Origin of the sequence: Nocardia sp. NPDC056100 (genome assembly GCF_042266325.1) — a bacterium.
Lineage (GTDB): Bacteria > Actinomycetota > Actinomycetes > Mycobacteriales > Mycobacteriaceae > Nocardia.
Genome location: NZ_JBHJVY010000001.1, coordinates 2,371,124 through 2,393,803 on the forward strand (window position 1 = coordinate 2,371,124; position 22,680 = coordinate 2,393,803).

General features: G+C 67.2%; 21 protein-coding genes. 10 read left to right on the top strand and 11 right to left on the bottom strand.

Features of this window, described 5'->3' with window-relative positions; genetic code table 11:
* The first annotated feature begins 7 nt into the window (after positions 1-7).
* Positions 8-1,246, top strand: a complete 1,239-nt coding sequence (locus ACFC0O_RS11000) for an MFS transporter (RefSeq protein WP_375955673.1) — start codon at positions 8-10, stop codon at positions 1,244-1,246.
* A complete protein-coding gene (locus tag ACFC0O_RS11005; protein ID WP_375955674.1) occupies positions 1,243-2,478 on the top strand; it encodes an amidohydrolase in 1,236 nt (411 codons plus the stop codon). The genes ACFC0O_RS11000 and ACFC0O_RS11005 overlap by 4 nt, the downstream gene beginning before the upstream one ends.
* Before the next feature lie 109 nt (positions 2,479-2,587).
* Here ACFC0O_RS11005 and ACFC0O_RS11010 read toward each other — a convergent pair whose 3' ends face one another.
* From ACFC0O_RS11010 to ACFC0O_RS11035, 6 genes are read right to left on the bottom strand one after another with little or no spacing between them, the layout of a single operon-like run.
* Entirely contained in the window at positions 2,588-3,811 is a 1,224-nt protein-coding gene (locus ACFC0O_RS11010) for a serine hydrolase domain-containing protein (protein WP_375955676.1), read from the bottom strand.
* 28 nt (positions 3,812-3,839) lie between these two features.
* Positions 3,840-4,907: a 2Fe-2S iron-sulfur cluster-binding protein gene (locus tag ACFC0O_RS11015; protein ID WP_375955677.1), complete on the bottom strand. Its 1,068-nt coding sequence runs from the start codon at positions 4,905-4,907 to the stop codon at positions 3,840-3,842.
* On the bottom strand, positions 4,904-5,836 hold the full coding sequence (locus ACFC0O_RS11020; protein ID WP_375955679.1) for an SDR family NAD(P)-dependent oxidoreductase: 933 nt from the start codon (positions 5,834-5,836) through the stop codon (positions 4,904-4,906). Before ACFC0O_RS11020 ends, ACFC0O_RS11015 begins: the two co-directional genes overlap by 4 nt.
* Entirely contained in the window at positions 5,833-7,401 is a 1,569-nt protein-coding gene (locus ACFC0O_RS11025; RefSeq protein ID WP_375955681.1) for a flavin-containing monooxygenase, read from the bottom strand. The genes ACFC0O_RS11020 and ACFC0O_RS11025 overlap by 4 nt, the downstream gene beginning before the upstream one ends.
* A 9-nt stretch (positions 7,402-7,410) precedes the next feature.
* Positions 7,411-8,289 (bottom strand): metal-dependent hydrolase, encoded by an 879-nt coding sequence (locus ACFC0O_RS11030; protein WP_375955682.1) that lies wholly within the window; start codon positions 8,287-8,289, stop codon positions 7,411-7,413.
* A 30-nt stretch (positions 8,290-8,319) separates the two neighbouring features.
* A complete protein-coding gene (locus ACFC0O_RS11035; RefSeq protein WP_375955683.1) occupies positions 8,320-9,180 on the bottom strand; it encodes a metal-dependent hydrolase in 861 nt (286 codons plus the stop codon).
* A 198-nt stretch (positions 9,181-9,378) separates the two neighbouring features.
* Between ACFC0O_RS11035 and ACFC0O_RS11040 the strand changes: the two genes are divergently transcribed.
* Positions 9,379-10,032 (top strand): TetR/AcrR family transcriptional regulator, encoded by a 654-nt coding sequence (locus ACFC0O_RS11040; RefSeq protein ID WP_375956109.1) that lies wholly within the window; start codon positions 9,379-9,381, stop codon positions 10,030-10,032.
* Between the two features lie 10 nt (positions 10,033-10,042).
* On the opposite strand, the gene ACFC0O_RS11045 is transcribed toward ACFC0O_RS11040, so the two are convergent.
* Both ACFC0O_RS11045 and ACFC0O_RS11050 read right to left on the bottom strand, forming a co-directional pair.
* Positions 10,043-10,582, bottom strand: coding sequence for a TetR/AcrR family transcriptional regulator (locus ACFC0O_RS11045; protein WP_375955684.1), 540 nt, complete (start codon positions 10,580-10,582; stop codon positions 10,043-10,045).
* A 1-nt stretch (position 10,583) separates the two neighbouring features.
* Positions 10,584-11,249, bottom strand: coding sequence for a TetR/AcrR family transcriptional regulator (locus ACFC0O_RS11050; protein WP_375955686.1), 666 nt, complete (start codon positions 11,247-11,249; stop codon positions 10,584-10,586).
* A 214-nt stretch (positions 11,250-11,463) separates the two neighbouring features.
* Here ACFC0O_RS11050 and ACFC0O_RS11055 point away from each other — a divergent pair, with 214 nt between their 5' ends.
* Both ACFC0O_RS11055 and ACFC0O_RS11060 read left to right on the top strand, forming a co-directional pair.
* Positions 11,464-12,705, top strand: a complete 1,242-nt coding sequence (locus tag ACFC0O_RS11055; RefSeq protein ID WP_375955688.1) for an oxygenase MpaB family protein — start codon at positions 11,464-11,466, stop codon at positions 12,703-12,705.
* 80 nt (positions 12,706-12,785) lie between these two features.
* On the top strand, positions 12,786-13,757 hold the full coding sequence (locus ACFC0O_RS11060) for an NAD(P)H-dependent flavin oxidoreductase (RefSeq protein WP_375955690.1): 972 nt from the start codon (positions 12,786-12,788) through the stop codon (positions 13,755-13,757).
* 40 nt (positions 13,758-13,797) lie between these two features.
* Here the strand turns inward: ACFC0O_RS11060 and ACFC0O_RS11065 are convergent, their stop codons facing one another.
* Positions 13,798-15,516, bottom strand: a complete 1,719-nt coding sequence (locus ACFC0O_RS11065) for a GMC oxidoreductase (protein WP_375955691.1) — start codon at positions 15,514-15,516, stop codon at positions 13,798-13,800.
* An 82-nt stretch (positions 15,517-15,598) separates the two neighbouring features.
* Between ACFC0O_RS11065 and ACFC0O_RS11070 the strand changes: the two genes are divergently transcribed.
* The 3 genes from ACFC0O_RS11070 to ACFC0O_RS11080 all read left to right on the top strand — a co-directional run bounded on the left by ACFC0O_RS11070 (position 15,599) and on the right by ACFC0O_RS11080 (position 18,132).
* A complete protein-coding gene (locus ACFC0O_RS11070) occupies positions 15,599-16,657 on the top strand; it encodes an AraC family transcriptional regulator (protein ID WP_375955693.1) in 1,059 nt (352 codons plus the stop codon).
* A 175-nt stretch (positions 16,658-16,832) separates the two neighbouring features.
* Positions 16,833-16,988 (top strand): hypothetical protein, encoded by a 156-nt coding sequence (locus ACFC0O_RS11075; RefSeq protein ID WP_364628794.1) that lies wholly within the window; start codon positions 16,833-16,835, stop codon positions 16,986-16,988.
* A 4-nt stretch (positions 16,989-16,992) separates the two neighbouring features.
* Positions 16,993-18,132 carry a YeiH family protein gene (locus tag ACFC0O_RS11080; RefSeq protein ID WP_375955695.1) on the top strand — a complete coding sequence of 380 codons (1,140 nt, stop codon included), beginning with the start codon at positions 16,993-16,995 and terminating at the stop codon, positions 18,130-18,132.
* Positions 18,133-18,207: 75 nt separating this feature from the next.
* Here ACFC0O_RS11080 and ACFC0O_RS11085 read toward each other — a convergent pair whose 3' ends face one another.
* Positions 18,208-19,374 (bottom strand): lipase family protein, encoded by a 1,167-nt coding sequence (locus tag ACFC0O_RS11085; protein WP_375955697.1) that lies wholly within the window; start codon positions 19,372-19,374, stop codon positions 18,208-18,210.
* A 217-nt stretch (positions 19,375-19,591) separates the two neighbouring features.
* On the opposite strand from ACFC0O_RS11085, the gene ACFC0O_RS11090 reads away from it, so the two are divergent.
* Together ACFC0O_RS11090 and ACFC0O_RS11095 are read left to right on the top strand one after the other, a co-directional pair.
* Complete coding sequence (locus tag ACFC0O_RS11090) at positions 19,592-20,137, top strand: NADPH-dependent FMN reductase (RefSeq protein ID WP_375955699.1); 546 nt, start codon at positions 19,592-19,594, stop codon at positions 20,135-20,137.
* Positions 20,138-20,312: 175 nt separating this feature from the next.
* The gene (locus tag ACFC0O_RS11095) at positions 20,313-21,713 is read left to right on the top strand and encodes an MFS transporter (RefSeq protein ID WP_375956112.1); all 1,401 of its coding nucleotides are present in this window, start codon (positions 20,313-20,315) and stop codon (positions 21,711-21,713) included.
* Between the two features lie 78 nt (positions 21,714-21,791).
* On the opposite strand, the gene ACFC0O_RS11100 is transcribed toward ACFC0O_RS11095, so the two are convergent.
* Complete coding sequence (locus ACFC0O_RS11100; RefSeq protein WP_375955701.1) at positions 21,792-22,598, bottom strand: SAM-dependent methyltransferase; 807 nt, start codon at positions 22,596-22,598, stop codon at positions 21,792-21,794.
* Positions 22,599-22,680: the final 82 nt, after the last annotated feature.

Genomic DNA, 22,680 nt, shown 5'->3' on the forward strand with positions numbered 1-22,680 from the left:
GGCAGGAATGCCACGCACCACCCGGATAACCGTCATGCTGTTGTTCGCGGCCTGGGTTGTCGACTACATCGACCGGACCGTGATCAATTTCGCGTTGCCGTCGATCGGCAAGGATCTCGGGCTGGACCACACCCAGCAGGGTCTGCTCATCTCGGTGTTCTTCCTGGCGTACGCGATCGTGCAGGTGCCGGGCGGGCTGCTGGCGGACCGCTACGGGGCGCTCAAGGTCGGCACCATCGGGCTGATCGCATGGTCGGTCTTCACCGGATTGACCGCCGTCGCATGGTCTTTCGCGGTACTGCTGGCGATTCGCTTCCTGTTCGGACTGGTGCAGGGCGTGTTCCCGGCCGCCGCGATGAAGGCGCTGGCCGAACGTTCGGTCCCCGAGCAGCGCACCACCGCGACCGGCTGGACCAACTCCTCGAACGCGGTCGGGATTCTGGCGGCGGCGGTGATCTCCGGCATCCTGTTGCCGACGGTCGGGTGGCGAATCATGTTCGCGCTCATCTCGGTACTCGGTGTGGCGGTGATCATCGCGTGGCGCAAATGGATGCCGGAACCGCTGCCGCAGGACGCGACCCAGGAGAACGAGGAGCTGTCGGCGGCCGAACGGCGCGCGGTGCTGTTCTCCCCCGCGCTGCTCGGCTACGCCGCCATCTTCTTCGGCTATGACGTGCTGGTCTGGGGTGTCACCGCGTGGACGCCGACCTTCCTGCAGGAGGAGCGCGGGGTCTCCATGACCCTGGTCGCCGTCGCGGCGGTGCCGTCGACCCTGGCCGCGGGGGCAGGTGTGGTGCTGGGGGCGCGGTTCTCCGATCGGCTGGGCGGACGGCCCCGGGTGATCGTGGTGCCCGCGATGGCGTTCACCGCGGCCATGCTGTTCGTACTGCCGCGCACCGAGCCGTTCCCGCTGTTCGTGGTGGTCGGCACCGTGATGAGCCTGGCGGCCGGGCTGGCGTTCATGCCCGCGTTCTCGGTGCCGCTGCGCGCGTTGCGCAGCGCGTATATGGGCGCGGCCAGTGGTGTGATTATTTTCGGCGGTCAGGTGGCGGGTGTGCTCAGCCCGCTGCTCTTCGGGGTGGTGACCGACCACGTCTCTTACACAACGGCTTTCGAGATCATGGCCATCGGACCGCTGCTCAGCATCGTGGCGGCGTCGCTGGTCCCGCAGACCGCGGACGAGTTCCGGGCGAAGGTGGCCCGGCGCGCGCCGGCGGTCGAACCGACGAAGGAGAGTCTCCCGTGACCACCACCGATACTGCTGTCGCACAGGCGATATCCGAGCACTGGCAGCAGGTCTACCGGCAGTTGCACGAACATCCGGAACTGTCCGGCGAAGAGCACGGCACCGCGAGTCTGGTGGCCGAGCAACTGCGGAAGCTGGACGGCTGGGAGGTGACCACGGGCGTCGGCGGCACCGGTGTGGTCGGCGTACTGCGGGGTGCCCCGGGACCGGTGGTATGGCTGCGCGCGGATATGGACGGGCTGCCCGTACAGGAGGCCACCGGGCTCGAATACGCCTCGCGCACAGCGGGAGTCATGCATGCCTGCGGACACGATTCACATGTGGCGGCGCTGCTCGGCGCGTGTGCGCAGCTGTCCCAGGATCGGCCCGCCGGAACCGTGGTGGCGATCTTCCAGCCCGCCGAGGAGACCGGCGCGGGCGCGCAGCGCATGGTGGACGACCGTGTGCTCGAACGCTTTCCGACTCCGGGCATCGTGCTCGGCCAGCATGTCGCGCCGCTGCCCGCCGGACTGGCGATCAGTAAGAGCGGGCCGATCATGGCCGCCTCGGATTCCATTCGGGTGCGGTTCACCGGGCGCGGCGGGCACGGTTCACAACCGCATCTGGCGGTGGACCCGCTGCTCATGGCGGCCAATTTCGTGGTGCGCATGCAGGCGCTGGCCGCCCGGCAGGCCGCCGTTCCGGCGAGTCCGGTGCTGGTCGCAGGCGCGCTGCACGCGGGCACCCGGCCCAATATCATTGCCGAGACCTCCGAAATCCTGCTCACGCTGCGGACTTTCAGCGATTCCTCGCGGGCGGCCATGCTCGACGACATCACCCGCCTCGCCGCGAGTGAGGCCGAGGGCGCGGGCGCGCCCGTCCCGCCGGAGGTGACCCCGTACGACCCGTTCCCGGTGACGGTGAACACCGAAGGCGCGACCGAACGCATTATGCGGACGCTCACCGACGGCGGGGTCCCGGTGATGCCGCTGACCCATCCGCTCACCGGCAGTGAGGATTTCGGCGTCTTCGGCACCGCCGCGCGGTGCCCGTCGGTGTTCTGGCATATCGGCGGTATCGACGCGGCGCGGTTCACCGAGGAGGATCAGGCGCTCATGCTGGCCGAGCACACCATTCCGCCGCGCTTCCCCTCCAATCACTCCCCGCGCTTCGCACCGGATCCGGCGCAGACGCTGCCCGCGATGATCACCGCGATGGTGGTCGCGGCGCGCTCGGAACTCGCTCGCGCATAATCACCGGCCCCTTCATTCCGGCGAAAAGGGTTCAGCAGGACCGGGTGCCGCGGGTTCGGCGCGGGTCGTCCCACCCGGTCCTGTTTCCGCGCGCGTACGCGGCGGTGGATCAGGCTGCGCGGGTGGCGCTTTCGGCGCGGCCCGCAGAGGACGCCGCCCGGGTCACGGTGGGCAGCAGGAGCGACATCAGGGTCATGTCGATAGGCAGGCGGGCCAGGTCGAGGCGGTTGTGCACGAAGCCGACCGAGAGGCCGGAATCGGGGTCTGCCCAGCCGCCGGAGCCGCCCAGGCCCATATGGCCGAGGCCGCGGGGTGCTCCGACCGTGGGGAAGGGGTGGTAGCCGAGATGCCAGAAGGTGAGGCGGTTCGGATCGGGGCTGGTGTTGGTGGAGCGGATCAGGGCGCGGGTGGTCCGCGAGGAGAGCAGCCGGGTGTCACCGCAGCTGCCGTCATTGGCCAGGGTGGTGTAAACGCTCGCGATCGCGTCGGCGGTGAATACACCGGTGGCCGCGCCGTTTTCTGAGTAGGACAGCTCGGGAATCGGCCCGCGCATGGCTTCCTCACCGCCGGTGAAGTGCATGGAGCTGATCGCCTTGCCCACCAGCGGGACGCGGACCGCCGCGAGGGTGATCGGCTTGCCCAGGCGGCTTCCGGTGGCATTGAGGCTGGGGCCGACCAGATCCGCGACCGGGGTGCCATCGGACGGGCGGCCCAGGTGCAGGCCCGTAATGCCCAGCGGGTCGGCCAGTTCGGTGCGATAGAGCTCCGCCATGCTCTGCCCGGTGACGGCGCGGCACAGACCGCCGAGCAGCCAGCCGAACGTCACCGCGTGATAGACGGGCAGCCCGCGGGTCCAGTCCGGGGTGGCCGCCGCCAGGCGCTGCTCCATGAGCAGGTGATCGAGCACATCGCCGGGTGCGCGCACCACGCGGCGCAGATCCGAGAGCCCCGCGCGATGCGCGAGCACATCGCGCACCGTGATGGAATGCTTTCCGCCCGCGGCGAATTCGGGCCAGTACTCGGCGACCGGCGCGTCGTAATCGAGCAATCCGCGATCCGCCAGCCGGTGCACCACCAGCGAGGTGATGCCCTTGGTGGTGGAGAAGGTCAGCGCCGTGGTGTCCGCCTCCCAGGGGATATCGCCCGCGGCGTCGGCGGTGCCGGTCCAGATCCGCACCACCGGTTCACCTCTCAGATGTACCGAGAGCGCACCGCCGGTGCGCACGTAGTGGGTGAACAGCCGGGCGAAGGCGCGAACGGGGGCGGCGAAGCGCGGGTCCGCGGCGCCGCGGATTCCCTCGGGCAGAGTCAGCGTGGCGGTCGGGGTCAGCATGGCGGGCAACCTCATTGTCGGGCCGGAATTACTGGTCGAAAGTGATGTGCAGGTCGTCGGATTCGGGCAGGGTCTGGCAGGCCAGGGTCAACCCCATGGCGAGTTCCTCGTCTATGAGGGCCTCGTTCATCAGCATGCGCGTCCTCCCCCGTTCCACGCGACAGACACAGGTTCCGCAGGCGGATTCCCGGCAGACATACGGTGCGTCGATACCGTGCTCGAGCAGGACGTCCAGCAGTTTGCGGCCGCGCGGCCACGCGAGTTGGTGTGTCTGCCCGTCGATATCGACCCGCACGACGGCGGTATCCGCATTCGATGGCGCCGCGGTTATGACCGCCGCTGCCGCCGCGGCCGTGGCCGCCGGTGCGGGTTGCTCGAACGGGTTCTCCGTCAGCGAGCGGTATTCCTCCTGGCGGATGACGCGCTCGGATATCCGCAATTGTGCCAGGGCTTGCCGGGTAACCATAGTGAACCCGGCCGGGCCGCAGAGGTAGACCTCATAGCCGCGATAGGGCTTGGCCAGTCCGGCCAGACCCCGGGCGGTGGGCAGGCCCCGCTCGGATTCCAGCCAGTGCAGCACGGTGAGCCTTCGCGGATGGCGCTGTGCCAGCTGCCGCAGCTGTTCGGCGAAGATGATCGAGGACCGATCCCGATTGGCATACAGCAGTGTGATTTTCGATCGGCCCAGGAACAACGCCGATTTGAGAATCGACATGACGGGCGTGATCCCACTGCCCGCCGCGCACAGCAGCAGATCCCGATTCCAGTTGCGCGGCACGAAGTTTCCGGCGGGTTCGAGCACGGTGACGATCGATCCGGCCTCGATATTGTCGCAAATCCAGTTCGAGGCGTAGCCGTCCGGCGTGCGCTTGATCGTCACCGTCGGGCGGTCGCCGCAGTGCGGACTGCTGGACAGCGAATAGCAGCGGGCTACCGATCCGGTGCGGTCGCTGGGCACCTGAAGGGTCAGGAATTGTCCCGGGGAGTAGGCGAATCGGCGGCCGAGATCCTCCGGGATATCGAAGACCAGCGAGACCGCCTCGGCGGTCTCGCTGATGACCTCGCGCACCTTGATCCGGTGGGCGCGTGCGTTCATCCGGCTCTCCCCGAGCCAACGGCCACTTCGAGCGGCACCTCGTAGCCGATTCGATTCAGCAGCCAGGCACCCGCGGATTCGATGCGCTCCATCGAAATCGGCTGGGTCATACGGCGATTGACGCCGGGCGCGAGGCGCAGCATGAAGTAGCCCAGCCACGCCTCGGTACGCACCGGCACCACCGCCAGATCGAAGCGCACCGCACGCACCACCGCGCGCGCCACCAGATCCGGGCTCAGCGGCGAGAACGGCAGCCGTTCCGCGAAATCCTGTACCTGCCTGGCGATTTCCTTACCGCGCTGCACCAGCGCCGGATCGACGCCGACGGTGATGGCGTGATCGCCGATATTGGTGTTGATCACCCCGGGACAGATGGCGCTCACACCAACACCTTTCGGCGCGAGTTCGAGCCGCAGGCATTCGGTGAGCATCTTCACCCCCGCCTTGGACACCGAGTAGGCCGACATGACCGGGGTCGGCGTGAAGGCGGCGGCCGATGCGATATTGACGATATGCCCGCGCTTGCCCTCCTCGATCATCTGTTTGCCGAAGGCACGGCAGCCGTACACCGCGCCGAGCAGATTGACCGACAGCTGCCGGTCCCAATCCTCGGGCTCCAGATCGAGAAACGCTCCGCTGACCAGGATTCCGGCATTGTTGACCAGCACATCGGGCACTCCGAGATCGGCGTGCACGTCCCGGGCGAAGGATTTCCAGGCCGCCGGATCGGTCACGTCCAATTGCATGGCGACGGCGCGACGTCCCTCGGACTGGATCTTGGCGACGGTGGCCAGCGCGGCGTCCTTGTCGATATCGGAGACCACGACCTGCGCGCCGCCGCGCGCGAAGCGCAATGCGACCGCCCGCCCGATACCGCTGCCCGCACCGGTGACCACGACCAGACGCGGCCGGATGTCATTGAGTTTCACGAGACCTCCTCGGACCGGGCCGCGATATCCGCCGGATGCGGTGCGCCCGTGCTGTACCGGTACACGTCGAGATCGAAATGCCGGTTCTGCCAATACATCTCGCCGTGGGTGGACGGCCGGAACGGGGAATCGCCCTTGTTGTCGATGTAATAGGTGTTCGAGCCCGCACAGACCGGGGTGAACAGGAAGTTCTTCTCCTGCCGTTTCAGGCAGCGCTCGAAGTACTCGTCGTGCACCTCCTGCCGGATCTCGATCTCGGTGGCGCCCCGGCGATTCGCCTCCGCGATGGCGCGGCTCAGATGTGCGGCGGTGGCCTCGATCATCCAGATGTAGGAGCCGAGCACGAAGCCGTACGGCCCGGTGATGGTGAAGGCGTTCGGGAAGCCGGGCACCGAAACCCCTTGGTACGACTGGTACCGGTGCTCATCCCAGAATCGCTCCAGATCGAGCCCGCGCCGCCCGCGCATCGGAAAGGGCGGGATCGCGCCCTTGTCCCAGAGCTTGAAACCGGTGGCGCAGATGAGCACATCGATCTCGTGTTCGGTGCCGTCCGCGGTGAGCACGCCGCGTGCGGTGATGCGCTCGATGGAATCGGTGACCAGGCTGACATCGGACCGGTTGAACGTCTTCAGATAGTCATTGGACATGGACGGCCGTTTGCAGCCGAGCCCGTACCGCGGGGTGAGCTTGTCCCGCAGCACCGGATCGTCCACCTGACTCCGCATCCACCGGCGTATCGGACCCTCGGCCAGCCGCCGCCCGGATTCGGTGAGCCAGGGCGGACCGACCACCATTCCGCTCATGGCCAGTTCGGTGCCCAGATTTCCCGCGATGCGCAAGGCGGAGCGAATCCGACTGCGGCCCAGTAGCTGTCGGCCGAGCAGGCCGATCTCGGCGTCGTTCTTCGGGAACACCCAGATCGGGGTGCGCTGGAAGACCGTGAGGTGCCCGGTCTCCTCGACGATCGACGGGATCAATTGCAGCGCGGTCGCACCCGTGCCGATCACCGCCACCCGCTTACCCCGCAGCGAGACATCGTGATCCCACATGGCGGTGTGCACCAGGGTGCCGCCGAAATCGTTCAGCCCCTCGATATCGGGCATCTTCGGTCGCTCGAGACCGCCGATCGCGAGCACGATATGCCGCGCGGTGAGCTCATGCCCACCGTCCGAGGTCAACCGCCACAGGCTGTGCTCGTCATCGAATTCCGCCGCCACGATGGTGGTGTTCAAGCGCAGTTTGGATCGCAGCCCGTACTTGTCGACCATGCTCTCGGCATAGTCGCGAAGTTCACTGCCGGGTGCGAAGATCCGCGACCAGTCGCCGCGCTGCTCATAGGAGAAGCTGTAGATGAACGAGGGAATGTCCACCGCCACACCGGGATAGGTGTTGGCATGCCAGGTGCCGCCGACCCGATCCCATTTGTCGACGATGACGAAGTCGTGAATGCCTTTGCGCTGCAGCGCGATACCGGTGCCGATGCCGCCGAAACCGGCCCCGACCACGATGACCTCGTGATCGGGACGAGTTCGGTCCGGCGCACCCTTGTCGCCGAAATTGTTCATCCGTGGTCCTCAGCCGATGCGATCGACGAGTTCGCCCCGCACACCGAATAATTCGGCGCGCCAGCGTTCGAGCAGTTCGCTGGTGTCGATATCGTCGGGATGGAAGCCCGGCCGCATATACGGCCGCATCTCCAGCAGCAGGCCCTTCACGATCGGGCCGCGCACCAGCCTCACCGTCTGCCGTGCCACTTTGATCGGCCGCCAGCTGCGTGGATCGCTCAGGATGGAGGCGAACACCCCGAGCCCGACCACCGGAATGGTGAGGGCGTAACTGCCCGCCATCAGCCCGATGCGCACCACTTCCGAACCACCGGTGGCGCGATAGACGTCGAAGGCGACGGACTTGTGCTCGAGCTCCTCGAAGGCGTGCCAGTTCAACAGGTTCAGCACTTCGGGATCGCCGGGGAGAGCCTGGATCTCCGGCGTTCCGAGCACCCGGTGCGCCAGCGTCGCGGTGTAGTGCTCGGCCAGCGCGGTGACGGCCAGATGCACCTGTCGCGGCACCATATTCTCGACCGCGATGAGCGCGCGTTCGCGCCGCGCACCGGGATCGAAGGTGAAGACCCGCACGATCGGGAAGCCGAGCCGGATGAGCTGCTCATTGAGTACGCGATGCTGTTGCCCGTGTACGGCTTCCTGCCCGATGAATCCGGCCACCCGCTTCTTGAGCACGGGATCGGTGATCTCACCGGAGAATTTGCGCACTGAGCGAATGAAGGATTCCTCGCCGGGCGGGAAGACCGCCGAGAGCACGGCGATCAGATGGGTGAGCGGGATATCGCCCTCGGCGAAGATGTGCGTCATCGGTTCGGGCTGGCCGAACCGGAATCGCATGCGCCGGACCTTGGGGTACGGGGTGAGGGACTTGGCGTCCTGACCGATCGTCATTGGCCGGTCCTTTCTCAAATGGAGTTGTGTTTACTTCAGGTGGTCGACGAGTACGCCGTCATCGCCGAAAAGCTCTGTCTGCCAGTGCTTCAGCAGGGCGGTGGTGTCGATATCGTCGGGATGGAAACCGGGTCGCATGTACTTGGCCAGCTCGACCATGAGGCCGCGGAAGATGGGCCCGCGGAACAGGTCGTACGCCTCACGGGCGACCCGCACCGGCTGCCGGCGGGCGACCGGATCGCGGACGAGTGCGTACGCCAGGCTGCCGAAGGTGAACGGCAGCGTGAAGGCGTACAGCCCGGCCATCACGCCGATGCGCACACCCTCGGTGCCGCCCGCCGCGCGGAAGGCGTCGAAGGCCACCGATTTGTGTTCCAGCTCTTCGAGCGCATGCCAGTTGAGCAGGTTCCAGAACTCGGGTTCGGCTGGGATGGACTGGATTTCGTCGCTGGAGAGCACGCGTTCGGCCAGCACGGCGGTGTAGTGCTCGGCCGCGGCGGTGGCGGCCAGATGCACCAGATCGGAGAAGCGCTCCTCGATGGCGAGCATGCGGGCGTGTGCCTGCTCGGTATCGATCCATTCGATGGGATAACCCATTTCGACGAGTTTGCGATTGAGCTGCCGATGCTCTTGGCCGTGTGTGGCCTCCTGGCCGACGAATCCGGCGATGCGCTTCTTCAGCAGTGGATCGGTGATGCGGTCGGCCACGCGGCGGACCGAGCGGATGAAGGATTCCTCACCGGGCGGGAATCCGCCGGAGAGTCCGGCGACGAAGTGGCTGAAGACCATATCGCCGTCGACGAAGTACTTATCGTTCGAATCGTGTTGGTCGAAGCGGAATTTGATCCGCCTGGCCTTCGGATAGGTGCCTGCTACGGGGGCAAGTGTCATCTCGACCATCCTTGGTGCAACACGGAGTACCTAGTACTGAGTGTTCGATGTGATGTCAGTGTAGGATTGTCCCAGACAGCTAGCAAGGGGTGCGCCGTAACGGATCGAATTAGAATCTGCCGCATGGCTTCCGATCCGCCGCGCGATCCCCTGCCCGAGATCCCGCGCGGTCCGGCGGCCGTGCTCAAAGGCGCGGGCATGCTCAAAGGCGATGCCAGACATGACCGCTGGCATACCCATCGCGCGCTGGTGCGCGCCGAACTCATCGAGGCCACCATTCGCGCCATCGACGCGCACGGGCCGGATCTGTCCATCGACGATGTGGTGAAAACGGCCGGTATACCGCGTCCCAAGCTGTACCGGTTCTTCGGCGACAAGGTGGAACTGCTGGCCGCGGTGAGCGGGCGGGTGCAGGAACTGATCGTGGAGCGGGTGACGCCGCTGTTCGATCCCGCCGCCTCGGCGCGCGAGGCGATTCGCACCGCGCTGACGGCCTATATCGATCTGGTTTCCGAGCGGCCCAACCTGTTTCGGTTCATTGTCAGCTCGCACGTGGTGGCGGCGTTCGGGGCCGCGCGGCTGATCGAGGACGGGCGGCCGCTCTCCGACGCCGTCGCCGAATTCCTGTCCGGGGTGCTGCGCCTGCGCGGCGCGAACGGGGAGCACACCCAGTTCGTGGTGGACGCGCTGCTGGGCGCGGTCGGGCTCGGCGTACTGCGCTGGCTCAACGATCCGGTCATCGACGGTAAGGAATTGGCCGAACAGCTCACCCATTTCGCTTGGGGCGCACTGTCTTCCACGGCCGAGTCGCGCGGATTGATCCTGGATCCGGACGCGCCGCTGCTCAGCTGAGATCCGGTGGTCAGCTGACGAAGCGCTCCACCATGCGGCGTTCGCTCGCGGCATCGGCGAGCGGCCAGCACAGCAGGGACAGCACCACCCGCACAATCCATTGCGCCGCTTCGTCATCGGGCGCGATACCGGTCAGCACGGTCGCGATCCGCCCCAATTCCGGTGAGGTGGCGAAGACCTCGTCGGTGCCGCCCGCGCGGTCCGCGAACCAGCGCGCCATGGCCGGATCCGAGCGCACCGCCGTCACCGAGGCGAGAATGGCCTCCACGATGCGGCGCGAACCCTCGTAGCGCCGCACCGCCGCCGCGACCCGTTCGGCCACCACCACGGCGGAATTCGCCATCACCGCGTCGATCAGCGCGGGTTTACCCTTGAAATGCCGGTACAGGGTGGCTCGGGAACAACCGGCGGCCGCCGCCACATCGTCCATCCCGACCCGGTCGAAACCCTTGGCCAGGAACAATTCCCGCGCGACCGCGACTATCCGATCACTGGCGAGCGAGCGGCGGACACCACCCGCCAGCCAATCCACCCGGGGTTCGGCCGCCATCTCAGCCTCGCGATCCGTCGGTGGCCCCGGCCATCTCGCGGCGCACGGTGGTGGTGATCTGCGAGGTGGTCAGGATCATCGCGACCAGGAAGTCGATGAGCCGGGCCCGCTCGATATCCAGATCGCCGCGCAGCCATTCCGATACCAACTCCAGTCCGCCGTGCGAGATGGTGCGGGCGGCGAGTTCGGCGTCGATGCCGGTGACGGCGTCCGCGCCCAGCAACTCACGGCCCTGATCCAGCATGATGCCGCCCACGATGGCGACGAATTCGGCACGGCGGCGGCGCAATTCACCGGTGGTCTGCAAATCGATGAAGATGGCGCGGCGCACCGGATGGTCCGCGACCGCGGCGATTCCGGCCTCCACCACCGCGCGCAGACGCACCCGGGTATCCGCGGGTTCGGTGGCGATGACGGCGACCAATTCGGCCATGACGGCGGCGAGTTCGATCTCCATGACCTCGAACAGCAATTGGTCGGTATCGGCGTAGCTCTCGTAGAAGTAGCGGTCGTTCAGACCCGCGCGAGCGCACAGCGCCCGCACCTTGAGCCCGGACAGGCCCTGCTCGGCAATGGTCGCCAGGGCGGCCTCGCGCAATTTCCCGCGCCGCTGCCGCATGCGCTCCTCGGCGCTGAGGCCGGCGTATCGCCCGCGATCCGTTACCACGTGCCGCACCGCCCGTCCGAAATTCTCGGCAATTTTGGTGAAGCCTATCACCAAACGTACTGGTGACAGGCTCGGCCCGGTCCGATACCACCCCTGAGCAGGTCTGAGTGCATGAGAGATTTTCTCTCGAGTCTTGTCACGGTCGCCCGTCTGGTGGAGACTATTGCCAGATATCTGGTGAGGAAGTTCACCAGAATTGCGAAGGAGCTGCCCGATGACGCGCACTCGACCGTCCACCATTCCGACCAGGCACCCCGTGCACCCGGCCGCGGTGCCGGTACTGGGGCCGGTGGCCAAGCTGATGCGAATGCGGCCGCCCGACGATGCGGAGTGGACGGCCATGGGCGAGGCCCTGACCATCGGCGACCGGCCCATGGACGAGCTGGTCGAGTGGATGTACACGGCCGGAATGGGCAAGGTGCGGCCGCTCTTCGATCAGGCGCTGGAGCACGGTATCGACAATGTCCCGGACGCACCGGAACCGTTGCGCGCCTTCTTCACCCAGGTGGAGAACCCGCCCGCATGGGTGGACTGGAAACGAATCGAACTGGGCGAGCGCATCTTCCAGGCCGCCGGACTCGACGGCATCTACCTCGCGCGCGATGTGCCGTTCCTCGGCGGATTCGTCGCCTCCGGCATCAACCGCACGCTGCTGCTCACCAATACCGGTAAGAGCGGGGCCACCGGCGGCGGCCAGCGCTTCGCCGAAACCATGAAATGGGCCCTCGACGTCATCTCCGACGGCGGAATGCGGCCCGGCGGCAAGGGTTTTCGCTCCACGCTGCACGTGCGGCTTATCCACACCTTCGTGCGGCGGCACGTCGCGAAACTGCCGGAGTGGAACGCCGAGGAATGGGGCGTGCCGGTCAATCAGACCGATATGGCCGTCACCATGCTGGGCGCGCTCTACGCGCCCGCGCTCACCGGGATGATGATGGGCAATGTCTTCACACCCAGGGAACTCGACGCCATCGTGCACCTCACCCGCTATGTCGGCTGGGTCATGGGGATCGAGGAACGGTATCTGCCCAATGGGTTCCTGGACGCCACCAAACAGCTCTACCACTATCTGAGCGTCCTCACCGCGCCCGACGACAGCAGTATGGAATTGGCCCGGCCCATGGCCGAGGACCCGTTGACCTGGCACTACTCCACACTTCCGGCGCTGCGCCGCAGAATCGCCTGGGCACAGCATCTTTCGATCAGCACGGCCTTCCTGGGGCGGGGCCGGATGCGGCAGCTGGGCCTGCCCGGCTATATGCCGCCCTGGTATCCGGTGGCGAAGTTCCCGGTCAATGTGGCGCGCTCCGGCGTCGGCATGCTGGTGCCCGGCTGGCGCGCTCGGCAGGCCCGCGCGGGGCTGCGCGCGCAGCAGTCGTTCATCAAGGTTCTGATCGGTCCGAAGGAGCAGGGGACGATCGGCGGGTCGGTCAACTACATCGGTCACGCGGCCTGAATCGCGGGCACGGGCGCGCGCTGGCAGTATCACCAGCGCGCCCCGCGCGAAGTTAACCGCCCATCGAAGGAAATGCGTCAATGAGCCTGCCGCCCATCCTGTCCGAACGTCTGCGGCTGCCCGCCGTCGCGTCCCCCATGTTCATCGTCTCCGGGCCGGAGCTCGTGATCGCGCAATCCCGTGCGGGCGTGGTGGGTTCGTTCCCATCGCTGAACGCCCGGCCGCAGGCGCAGTTTCGCGAATGGTTGATCCAGATCAACGAGGCGCTCGCCAAACATGACGCGGAACATCCGGAGCAGCCGTCCGCGCCGTACGCGGTGAATCTGATCGTGCACAAGAGCAATGACCGGCTGGAGGAGGACCTGGCCACGGTCGTCGAATTCCAGGTGCCGATCGTCATCACCTCGCTCGGCGCGCGCCCGGATGTGAACGAGGCCGTGCACTCCTACGGTGGCATCGTGCTGCACGATGTGATCAATGACGTGTTCGCGCACAAGGCGGTTGAACGCGGCGCGGACGGACTCATCGCCGTCGCCGCCGGTGCGGGCGGGCATGCGGGCGCGCAATCGCCGTTCGCGCTCATCCAGGAGATTCGGGCCTGGTTCGACGGGCCGCTGCTGCTCTCGGGTGCCATCGCGCACGGCCGGTCCATCCTCGCCGCCCAGGCTGCGGGCGCGGATCTGGCGTACATCGGCTCCGCCTTCATCGCCACCGAGGAGGCCAATGCCGTCGACGGCTACAAGCAGATGATCGCCGACTCCTCGGCCTCGGACATCGTGTACTCCAACCTGTTCACCGGTGTGCACGGAAACTACCTGCGCCCCAGCATCACCGCCGCCGGCCTGGATCCGGACAACCTCGGCTCCGCCGATCCGTCCGCCATGGACTTCGGCACCGGCGACTCCCCCACCATCGGGCCCAAGCCGTGGCGCGATATCTGGGGTTCGGGCCAGGGCATCGCCGCCGTCGACGCCGTGGTGCCCACCGCCGACCTGGTGGACCGCCTGGCTCGCGAATACGCCGACGCGAAAACCCGTCTGGCTCAGCTGTAATAGTTCGCCGAGCCCCCCTTTCCAAGGGGCTCGGCGGGTATCAGCTTTCCGCAGGGGTGGTTTCGTTGATCGCGATGATCGGGAGGCGCAGTGCGGCGGGGGCGGTCGGGGGGACCATCGGGTTGTGTGGCGTGATCGGGGTGAGGCGTTCGTAGGGGGCACCGAGGGCGGGGCGCGGGTCGGGCTCATTCTTGTTGGGCCACAGCGATGTTGCGCGTTCGGCCTGGGCGGTGATGGTGAGGGAGGGGTTCACGCCGAGGTTGGCGGAGATGGTGGAGCCGTCGATGATGTGCAGGCCCGGGTGGCCGTAGAGGCGGTGGTAGGGGTCGACCACGCCCGTGTCGGGGGAATCGCCGATGGCGCAGCCGCCGAGGAAGTGGCCGGTCATGGGGATATTGAAAATGCTGCTGGTGGCCGAACCCGTGGGGAAGCCATTGATTTTGGCCGCGACGCGGTGCGCGACCTCATGGCCGGAGGGGACCCAGGTGGGGTTGGGGTCGCCCTCGCCCTGGGTGGTGGTCATGCGGCGGCCGAAGAGGCCGCGCCTGGTGACCGTGGTGATCGAATTGTCCACCGATTGCATGACCAGCAGGCCGATCATCTGCTCGGACCAGTGGCGCGGGTTGTGCATTTTCGCGAGATCACGCCGGTTCCTGGCCAATTCGCGGAGCCAGCGCCGACCGCGCGGCGGTTCGCCGCTGACCATGGCGGTGGTCATCAGGGCCAGGACATTGCTGCCCCTGCCATAGCGGACCGGTTCGATATGGGTGTCCGGGTCGGGGTGGATGGAGGAGGTGATCGCCACGCCCTTGGTGAAGTCGTTATCGCGGTCCCGGCTCCGAACAGACAGCAGCTCTTCGGAATTGGTGCGGGACAGGTATCCGAGCCGGGGCGAGATATTCGGCAGTGAGCCACGATCGCGCAGACGGTGCAGCAGCCGCTGGGTGCCGAGTGAGGCGGCGGCGAAAATCACCTGTTCGGCGGTGAATTCACGCCGCTGCTTCCGAATTCGCCGCCCGGTGCGCACCGTCTCGATGGCATAGCCGCCACCCGACAGCGGGCGCACATCGGTCACCGTGGTGAGCGGATGCACTGCGGCACCGGCCTTTTCGGCCAGGTAGAGGTAGTTCTTGACCAGGGTGTTCTTGGCATTGTGGCGGCACCCGGTCATGCACTCGCCGCAGTGCGTGCAGGTGCGGCGATCCGGGCCGACGCCGCCGAAGAACGGATCCGGCACATCCTCCCCCGGACGCCGACCGGGTCCGCCGAAGAAGACGCCGACGGGTGTGCGCTGATAGGTGTCGCCGATGCCCATATCGTCGGCGACCTCGCGCAAAACCCGGTCCGCGGGCGTGGTGGCCGGATTGGTCGTCACGCCCAGCATGCGTTTGGCCTGGTCGTAGTGCGGAGCGAGTTCGGCCTTCCAGTCGGTGATATGCCCCCACTGGCGATCGGCGTAGAACTTGTCCGGCGGCTGGTAGAGCGTATTGGCGTACACCAGCGAACCACCGCCGACGCCCGCACCGCTCATGATGAAGGTGTCCTTCAACAGGGTCAGGCGCTGAATTCCGAAGCAGCCCAGGGCGGGAGCCCACAGGAACTGCCGTGCGCGCCAGGAGGTCTTGGCGAATTCGTGGTCCTCGAACCGCCGCCCGGCCTCCAGCACGCCGACGCGATACCCCTTCTCGGTCAGGCGCAGGGCGCTGACACTGCCGCCGAAACCGGAGCCGATGACAATCACGTCGTAGTCGAAGCGCATACCCGAAACGCTACGACCAGCGGCGATGCGAGCGAGAATGCGCGGCGGCCAAGAAATCCACAGTTTCGGACATACTGGGGGTATGAGCACGCTCGAGGAGCCGGAGGTCCGCACCTGGAATTTTCCGCGCGGCACCGCCAGCGTCGCGGTCATGACCGAGTTCGCGGGCGAGCACGGGGTGCCGCTCGCGCGCATGCTGGCCGATACCGGGGTGAGCGTGGCACAGCTCGGCGATCCGGAGGCACAGGTCTCCGCCGAGGCCGAACTCGCCGTGGTGCGCAATCTGGTGCGCGAGGTCACCGATGTGCCCGCGCTGGGCGTCGAGGTCGGGCGGCGCTACCGGATCAGCACCTTCGGCATCTTCGGGTACGCATGCGTCACCAGTCCCACACTGCGCGAGGCGATTTCGCTGGCACTGCGCTATTACCGGCTCGGTTTCGCGTTCTGCACGCCGATCGTGGAATCGCGCCCGCACGAGGTGATCACCTGGATTCACCACGACACCATCCCGGCGGATGTGCAGCGGTTCCTGGTGGAGCGCGATATCGTCGCCATGCACCGGGTGATGAGCGATCTGCTGGGCGCGCGCGTCGATTTCAGCAGCGCCGAATTCTGCTATCCCGCAACCGATCAGGTCGATCGGATGACCGCCCTGTTCGGGGTGCGCCCGCGTTTCGATCGCGCGCACACCATTTTCGGCATCGACCCGGATCTGCTGACTCGCCCGCTCCCCCAGGCCAATCAACCCACCTGGGCGGTATGCGTGGCGCAGTGCCGGGAACTGCTGCACCGGCGCAGCGCCCGCACCGGAATCGCCGCCGAGGTCCGCGATCGACTGCTGCCCGGTTCGGGCACAACGGGTTTCAGCACACCGCCCAGCCTGGACGCGGTGGCCCGCGACCTCAATCTCAGCACCCGCACGCTGCGCCGCCACCTGGTGGCCGCGGGCACGTCGTATCGCGCGCTGCTGGACGAGGTGCGGCAGGCGCTCGCGGAGGAAATGCTCACCGCCACACCGCTATCCGTCGACGATATCGCGATTCGGCTCGGCTATGCCGAAGCGACGCCGTTCATCCACGCGTTCAAACGCTGGACCGGCACCACCCCGGCCGCGCATCGCCGCGCCCACCGCCGCGATTGAGCCTGCCCATCACCGCGATCGCTTGGATCGGCCCGCCGGATACCTGATCGGCGGCCGAACCCACGCATCCGGAATCACCGCGATTTCAACACTGGTTCGCGACCGTTCCCAGCCTCATAGTGCAGGTCTGCGGCCCAGAGGGGGTCCACCCGCAGTGTGTTTCTGGAGGCAAGTCGTGACAAGTTCTCATCCCGCGCCGGAGTCATCCGGCGCCCGATCGTCGTGGTTGGACGCCCTCGGGCGGCTCGGCGCCGACTGGTGGTCCGTGATCGTGGCGGGCGTGGCCACCGTGCTCGCCATTTTCGATGCCCTGCCCAAGATTCCGTGGTGACGGCATGAGCGATACGGCGATCACCGCGAACACCACATCCGACGAATTCGATGAGACCACCGATAACGGGCCGCTCACGCTGAACCGGCTGCTGTCCTATCTGCCCGGCATCGCGCTGCTCATCGGCGTCGGCGTGCTCGGCAAGTACGCGCAGATCTGGTGGAATTCCCTTGCCAAGCACCAGCATTGGACCGTGCCCGATATCGAGTACGTGCTGTGGGCCATTCTGATCGGCCTGCTCATCACCAATACCGTTGGGCTGCACCGTATTTTCCGGCCGGGCGTGGGCACCTACGAATTCTGGCTGAAGATCGGCATCGTGGCGCTGGGCTCGCGCTTCCTGCTCGGTGATGTGGCGAAGCTGGGCGGCACCAGCTTCCTGCAGATCCTGGTCGATATGACGGTCTCGGGGGCCATCATCCTGCTGGTGGCGCGACTGCTGGGGCTGTCCGGCAAGCTGGGGTCGCTGCTGGCCATCGGCACCGCCATCTGCGGTGTATCCGCGATCATCGCCGGTAAGGGTGCGATCCGGGCGCGCAATTCCGATGTCAGCTATGCCATCGCCGCGATTCTGGCGCTCGGCGCGGTCGCGCTGTTCGCGCTGCCGCCGCTGGGTCACGCCATGGGGCTGACCGATCACGAGTTCGGGCTGTGGGCCGGTCTGGCCGTTGACAATACGGCCGAGACCACCGCCACCGGCTACCTGTACTCCGATACCGCGGGCAAGGTCGCGGTGCTGGTGAAGTCCACCCGCAACGCGCTCATCGGCTTCGTGGTGCTGGGCTTCGCGGCCTACTGGGCCTCGCGCGGACAGGCCGATGCCATCGCCCCGGGCGTGCGCGCCAAGGCCGCGTTTGTCTGGGAGAAGTTCCCCAAGTTCGTGCTCGGCTTCCTGGCGGTGTCCGCGGTGGCGACCGCGCACTGGCTGACCAAGCAGCAGACCACGAACCTCGCCAATCTCTCGCGCTGGGCGTTCCTGCTCACCTTCGCGGGCGTCGGGCTGAATGTGAACATTCGCGAACTGGCGCGCACCGGCTGGCGACCACTGGTGGTCGCCATCGTCGGACTCGTCACCGTCGCGGTGGTCTCACTCGGCCTGGTGCTGTTCACTTCTCGCGTGTTGCATTGGAGCATCGGGGTCTGACCGCGCACCGGGAAATACGAATCGGGTTGTCACACGGCATGTGTGGCAACCCGATTCGTTTGTCTGCCTACACGGTTACGCGCCGCGCTTCAGCACGGTCGCGCCTGATTCGGCGAAGCGGTCCGCCAGGAAACTCAGCGCCGGACGCGCGAAAGACAGTGCGCCGGTGATGTGTTCACGCCTGGGCATGGACAGCATGGTGACGTCGACCCCGAGCGATTTCCATTGCTCGGCCAATCGGACGGCCTGCGGATAGGGAATGATCTGCTCGGCGGTGCCGCCCGCCACCAGCACCGGCGTCGCGGGGGCGATCGCGCCGAGCTTGTTCTCCAGCAGGCGCGCTCGCACCTCGGCCACCTCGAACGGCATCCGGTAGCAGTAGGTGGAGACCTTCGTCGGCACGACCAGACCCAGGCCGATACCGGCGACCGCGGCGGGAATCGCGTGGGTGCGGCGCAGGACCGCGGCGAGCGCGCGGCCCGCGGGCTTGAGGTATTGCAGCACATCGAGTTCCGGGTACGCGGCGTCGAGTCCGAGCACACCGTAGAACAGCAGGAACGCGTACGGGGTGCCGTCCAGGAACTTGATCATGTCGACCAGATCGGCCGGAGCGGAACCCACCACGCCGCCCGCGAGCGGCAGATCCGGGGCGTAGGAGGGCTGCAATTGCAGCGCCCAGCCCGCGGCGCAACCGCCCTCGGAGTAGCCGTAGATGCCCAGCGGGCCGTTCGGATCCAGACCCGCGGCGGTCAGGCGGCGCGCGGCGCGCATGCTGTCCAGCACGGCGGGGCCGAGCGAGCGGCCCATGACGTACGGGTGCGTACCCGGATTGCCGAGTCCGGGATAGTCGGTGATGGCCAGCGCCCAGCCGCGCCGCAGGGCGGCGGTGATGAAGAGCGATTCGTATTCCAGGCCGAACCGGAACTGCCAGGAGGCGGCGGCGACCTTGTCGGCCAGGCCCTGGGTGCCGACGGCATAGCCGATCAGCGGGCGCGAGCCCGGACCGCGCCACGGTTCGCGCGGAACCAGCACGGTGCCGGTGACCTGCGTCGGAGCACCGGATCCGGTGGTCGTGGTGTAGGTGATGCGCCAGGCGCGGGCGGGCAGTCGCACCCCGGGCAGCAGGTACGCCGTCATCGGCTCCGCCGCCAGCACGCGCCCGGGACCCAGCCCGTCGTATGCCTCGGTGGAGCCTCCGGCACCGACCGCCGCCTCGTCGAAGCGGTTGGTGAACGCAGTCATCGTTGCCTGCCTTTCGAACACAAACACACGCTATGCAGTTGTCGCACAATCGAATCCGAACGTTTATCACTGTCCGGGACAGTGCGGCATTCCGCCCACGATACCGAAAATGGGACGAAGTGACAGGTTATGAACCAACAGCTCCCACTCGGTGGGACGGAAAAGGGCTCGGGGCCGCCCGCGAAATACCCGCGCGGCCAGGCACGTTGCCCGCACTGTGACCACACCCCTGCGCATCCTGCTGATCTCGGGCAGCACCCGGGACAGTTCCACCAATACCGCCGCGCTGCGCACCATCGCGGCCGGGGCCTCGGCCGATTTCGTGACGACGCTCTACGACGGGCTGGCGCACCTGCCCCAGTTCATCCCCGGCGATGACCCCGCCCCCGCGACCGTCGAGGCCCTGCGCAAGCAGCTCGGCGATGCCGACGCGGTGCTCATCTGCACGCCCGAGTACGCGGGCATGATTCCCGGCAGTCTCAAGAACCTGCTCGAATGGACGGTCGGCACCGGCGATCTGGTGGACAAGCCGGTGGCGTGGATCAATGTGGCCTATCCCGGCCGCGGCGACGCGGCGATCGAAACCCTGCGCACCGTACTGGGTTACGTGAGCGCCGATATCGCCGAACCGGCATCCGGGCGGATCACCGTGGTGCGCGAACAGCTGGGTCTGGACGGTCTGGTGGCCGACGCCGAGGTGCGCGAACGCCTCGACGCGGTGCTGCCCGCCTTGGCGGCGTACATCCGCGCGAAGGCGGCCTGAGCGGCGAAAAGCGCTCCACCGCAAGCGGTATCACGGCGGCTCCCTTAACCGGGGAGCCGCCTTTTTCATACCCCCGGTGGGTATGAAATGAATCACGGATCTCACCATTCCCTCGGCATACCCCCCATGGGTATACAAGAACGCATCGAACTTTCGAAGGAGTGAGACCGTGTCCATCGCTACTCAGGCGCCACCGTCCTCGCGACGGTGGGCCGCCCTCGCCCTCATCGCCCTGGCCCAGTTCATGGTCATCATGGACACCTCGATCATCGGCGTCGCGCTGCCGGAAATGCAGGGCGCGCTGGGGTTTTCGCAGGAGAACCTGAGCTGGGTGTTCAATGCCTACGTGGTGGTCTTCGGCGGACTGCTACTGCTCGGCGGCAAACTGTCCGACATTCTCGGCGCACGCCGGATATTCCAGACCGGCTGGGCGATCCTCGGCCTCGGATCACTGCTGGCGGGCCTGGCCTCCTCCGCCACGGTCGAATTGATCGGGCGCGGTATCCAGGGTGCTGGCGCGGCGCTCATCGCGCCCTCGGCGCTGACCCTGCTCATGATGCTGTTCGGGTCGAATCCCCGGGAGCTGACCAAAGCGTTCGCGGTGTACGGCGCGGCAGCGCCCGCGGGTGGCACGGCGGGGGTCTTCCTCGGCGGGCTGATTACCGAATACGCCTCGTGGCCTTGGGTTTTCTACATCAATATCCCGCTGGCCATCCTGGCGCTGATCGCGGCTCCCGCCCTGGTTCCCGGCGGCGCGCTCGCACCGCACGGTTCGGTGGACCTGCTCGGCGCGCTCACCGCCACCCTGGGACTCGGCGCGGCGGTGTTCGCCGTGGTCCGCGCACCGGAGGCGGGCTGGCTGTCCGGGGCCACCTGGGGAGTGCTCGCGCTGGCCGCGGTGCTGCTGATCGCGTTCCTGGCCATTCAGATTCGCCGTAGCGAGCCGCTCATGCCGCTGTCGGTGTTCCGGTCACCCAACCTGGGCGCGGCCAATCTGGCGCAGTTGCTGCTGGGCGCGGCCTGGGTCCCCATGTGGTTCTTCCTGAACCTGTACCTGCAGCAGGTGCTCGGCTATTCGGCGTTCCCGTCGGGTGCGGCGCTGCTGCCGATGACCGCGCTCATCATGGCGGGCATGGTGGCGCTGTCACCGAAGTTGTTCGCGCGCTTCGGCGCTCGCACCATGATCGTCGCCGGACTGCTGATTCTGGCCGCCGGGCTGGTGTGGCTGTCGTTCGTGCGCGCGGACGGGAACTTCCTGGCGGATGTGCTGCCGGGTTCGCTGGTCGCGGCGCTGGGCATGTCACTGGCGTTCGTGCCGTCGCTGCAAACCGCGATCTCGGCCGCGCCGCCGGAGGAGGGCGGGCTGGCCTCGGGCATCGTGAACACCGGTTATCAGATCGGTTCGGCGCTGGGCCTGGCGGCGGTGACGGCGATCGCCTCCGCCGCCGGAGCCGAAAAGCTCGGCGACACACTGGCTCTCACCGACGGGTTCGCGGCGGCGTTCCGCGCGGCCGCGGTCATCGCCGCGGTGGCGGCCCTGGCGGCGGTACTCACCTTCCGCCGCGCGGCGCGGTAACGGTAACCGAACACACCGCGGTGGCGAGTCTGCTCGCCGCCGCGGTATCGCGTTGGGCGCGCCCCGAGCGGACCGCGGTCAGTCCTTCTTGGCGAGCCCGCCGTACGCGCCGGAACGTTCCGGATTCTCGCCGATATCGGCGGGATCCTCCGGACGCCACAGCGGCAGCTGCACCAAGCCGGGCTCGAGCAGGGTCCAGTCGCCGAAGTAGGCGGCGATCTCGTCCCGGCCGCGCAGCGTGATCTCGGTCGAGGTGCGGCCGGAGAGCTTCTGCGCGTCCAGCACCTCCTGCGGCTGGCCGTCCGCGGTGGCATGGGTGATGGCGACATAGCTGCCGGGTACGCAGGCATCGAGCAGTTTCGCCACGGCCGCGGCGGGATCGGACTCGTCGGGCACGAAATGCAATACGCCGAGCAGCAATACGGCGATCGGACGCTCGAAGTCCAGCAGGCGCCGCACATCCGGATTCGCCAGAATCGAATCAGCCTGCGCCACATCGGCATGGATGACGGCGGTGAGCGGATTGCCGTCCAGGATGGCCTGGCTGTGCGCGACCGCCACCGGATCGATATCGACGTAGACCACCCGGGCCTGCGGGTTCCGGGCCTGCGCCACCTCGTGCACATTGCCGACGGTGGGGATGCCCGAACCCAGGTCCAGGAACTGGTCGATGCCCGCATCGGTCAGCAGGCGCACCGCACGGCGCAGCAGATCGCGGTTGGCGCGCATGGTCTCGGCGACGTTCGGGGTGAACTTCTCGATCATCTGCGCGAGTTCGCGGTCGATCTCGAAATTGTGCATACCGCCGACGAAGTAGTCGTATACGCGGGAGGCGCTGGGGCGATCAAGATCGATGCCCTCCGGTGCCCAACTCGGTCTGGTCATCGATTCCTAGCCCCTCTCGAACCTGCTACCAATCGTGAAGCGCCGCAATGGTATATCACCGGCGGCCACGGGGGCGGGGTTC

What these genes read in the sequence shown, in the direction of transcription:
- ACFC0O_RS11015 (WP_375955677.1), bottom strand. Translation starts at nt 4,907, where the DNA reads ATGAACGCACGCGCCCACCGGATCAAGGTGCGCGAGGTCATCAGCGAG.
- ACFC0O_RS11085 (WP_375955697.1), bottom strand. Translation starts at nt 19,374, where the DNA reads ATGACTGCGTTCACCAACCGCTTCGACGAGGCGGCGGTCGGTGCCGGA.
- ACFC0O_RS11065 (WP_375955691.1), bottom strand. Translation starts at nt 15,516, where the DNA reads ATGCGCTTCGACTACGACGTGATTGTCATCGGCTCCGGTTTCGGCGGC.
- ACFC0O_RS11000 (WP_375955673.1), top strand. Translation starts at nt 8, where the DNA reads ATGCCACGCACCACCCGGATAACCGTCATGCTGTTGTTCGCGGCCTGG.
- ACFC0O_RS11060 (WP_375955690.1), top strand. Translation starts at nt 12,786, where the DNA reads ATGAGCCTGCCGCCCATCCTGTCCGAACGTCTGCGGCTGCCCGCCGTC.
- ACFC0O_RS11025 (WP_375955681.1), bottom strand. Translation starts at nt 7,401, where the DNA reads ATGAACAATTTCGGCGACAAGGGTGCGCCGGACCGAACTCGTCCCGAT.
- ACFC0O_RS11080 (WP_375955695.1), top strand. Translation starts at nt 16,993, where the DNA reads ATGAGCGATACGGCGATCACCGCGAACACCACATCCGACGAATTCGAT.
- ACFC0O_RS11055 (WP_375955688.1), top strand. Translation starts at nt 11,464, where the DNA reads ATGACGCGCACTCGACCGTCCACCATTCCGACCAGGCACCCCGTGCAC.
- ACFC0O_RS11100 (WP_375955701.1), bottom strand. Translation starts at nt 22,598, where the DNA reads ATGACCAGACCGAGTTGGGCACCGGAGGGCATCGATCTTGATCGCCCC.
- ACFC0O_RS11035 (WP_375955683.1), bottom strand. Translation starts at nt 9,180, where the DNA reads ATGACACTTGCCCCCGTAGCAGGCACCTATCCGAAGGCCAGGCGGATC.
- ACFC0O_RS11010 (WP_375955676.1), bottom strand. Translation starts at nt 3,811, where the DNA reads ATGCTGACCCCGACCGCCACGCTGACTCTGCCCGAGGGAATCCGCGGC.
- ACFC0O_RS11070 (WP_375955693.1), top strand. Translation starts at nt 15,599, where the DNA reads ATGAGCACGCTCGAGGAGCCGGAGGTCCGCACCTGGAATTTTCCGCGC.
- ACFC0O_RS11030 (WP_375955682.1), bottom strand. Translation starts at nt 8,289, where the DNA reads ATGACGATCGGTCAGGACGCCAAGTCCCTCACCCCGTACCCCAAGGTC.
- ACFC0O_RS11040 (WP_375956109.1), top strand. Translation starts at nt 9,379, where the DNA reads ATGCTCAAAGGCGATGCCAGACATGACCGCTGGCATACCCATCGCGCG.
- ACFC0O_RS11045 (WP_375955684.1), bottom strand. Translation starts at nt 10,582, where the DNA reads ATGGCGGCCGAACCCCGGGTGGATTGGCTGGCGGGTGGTGTCCGCCGC.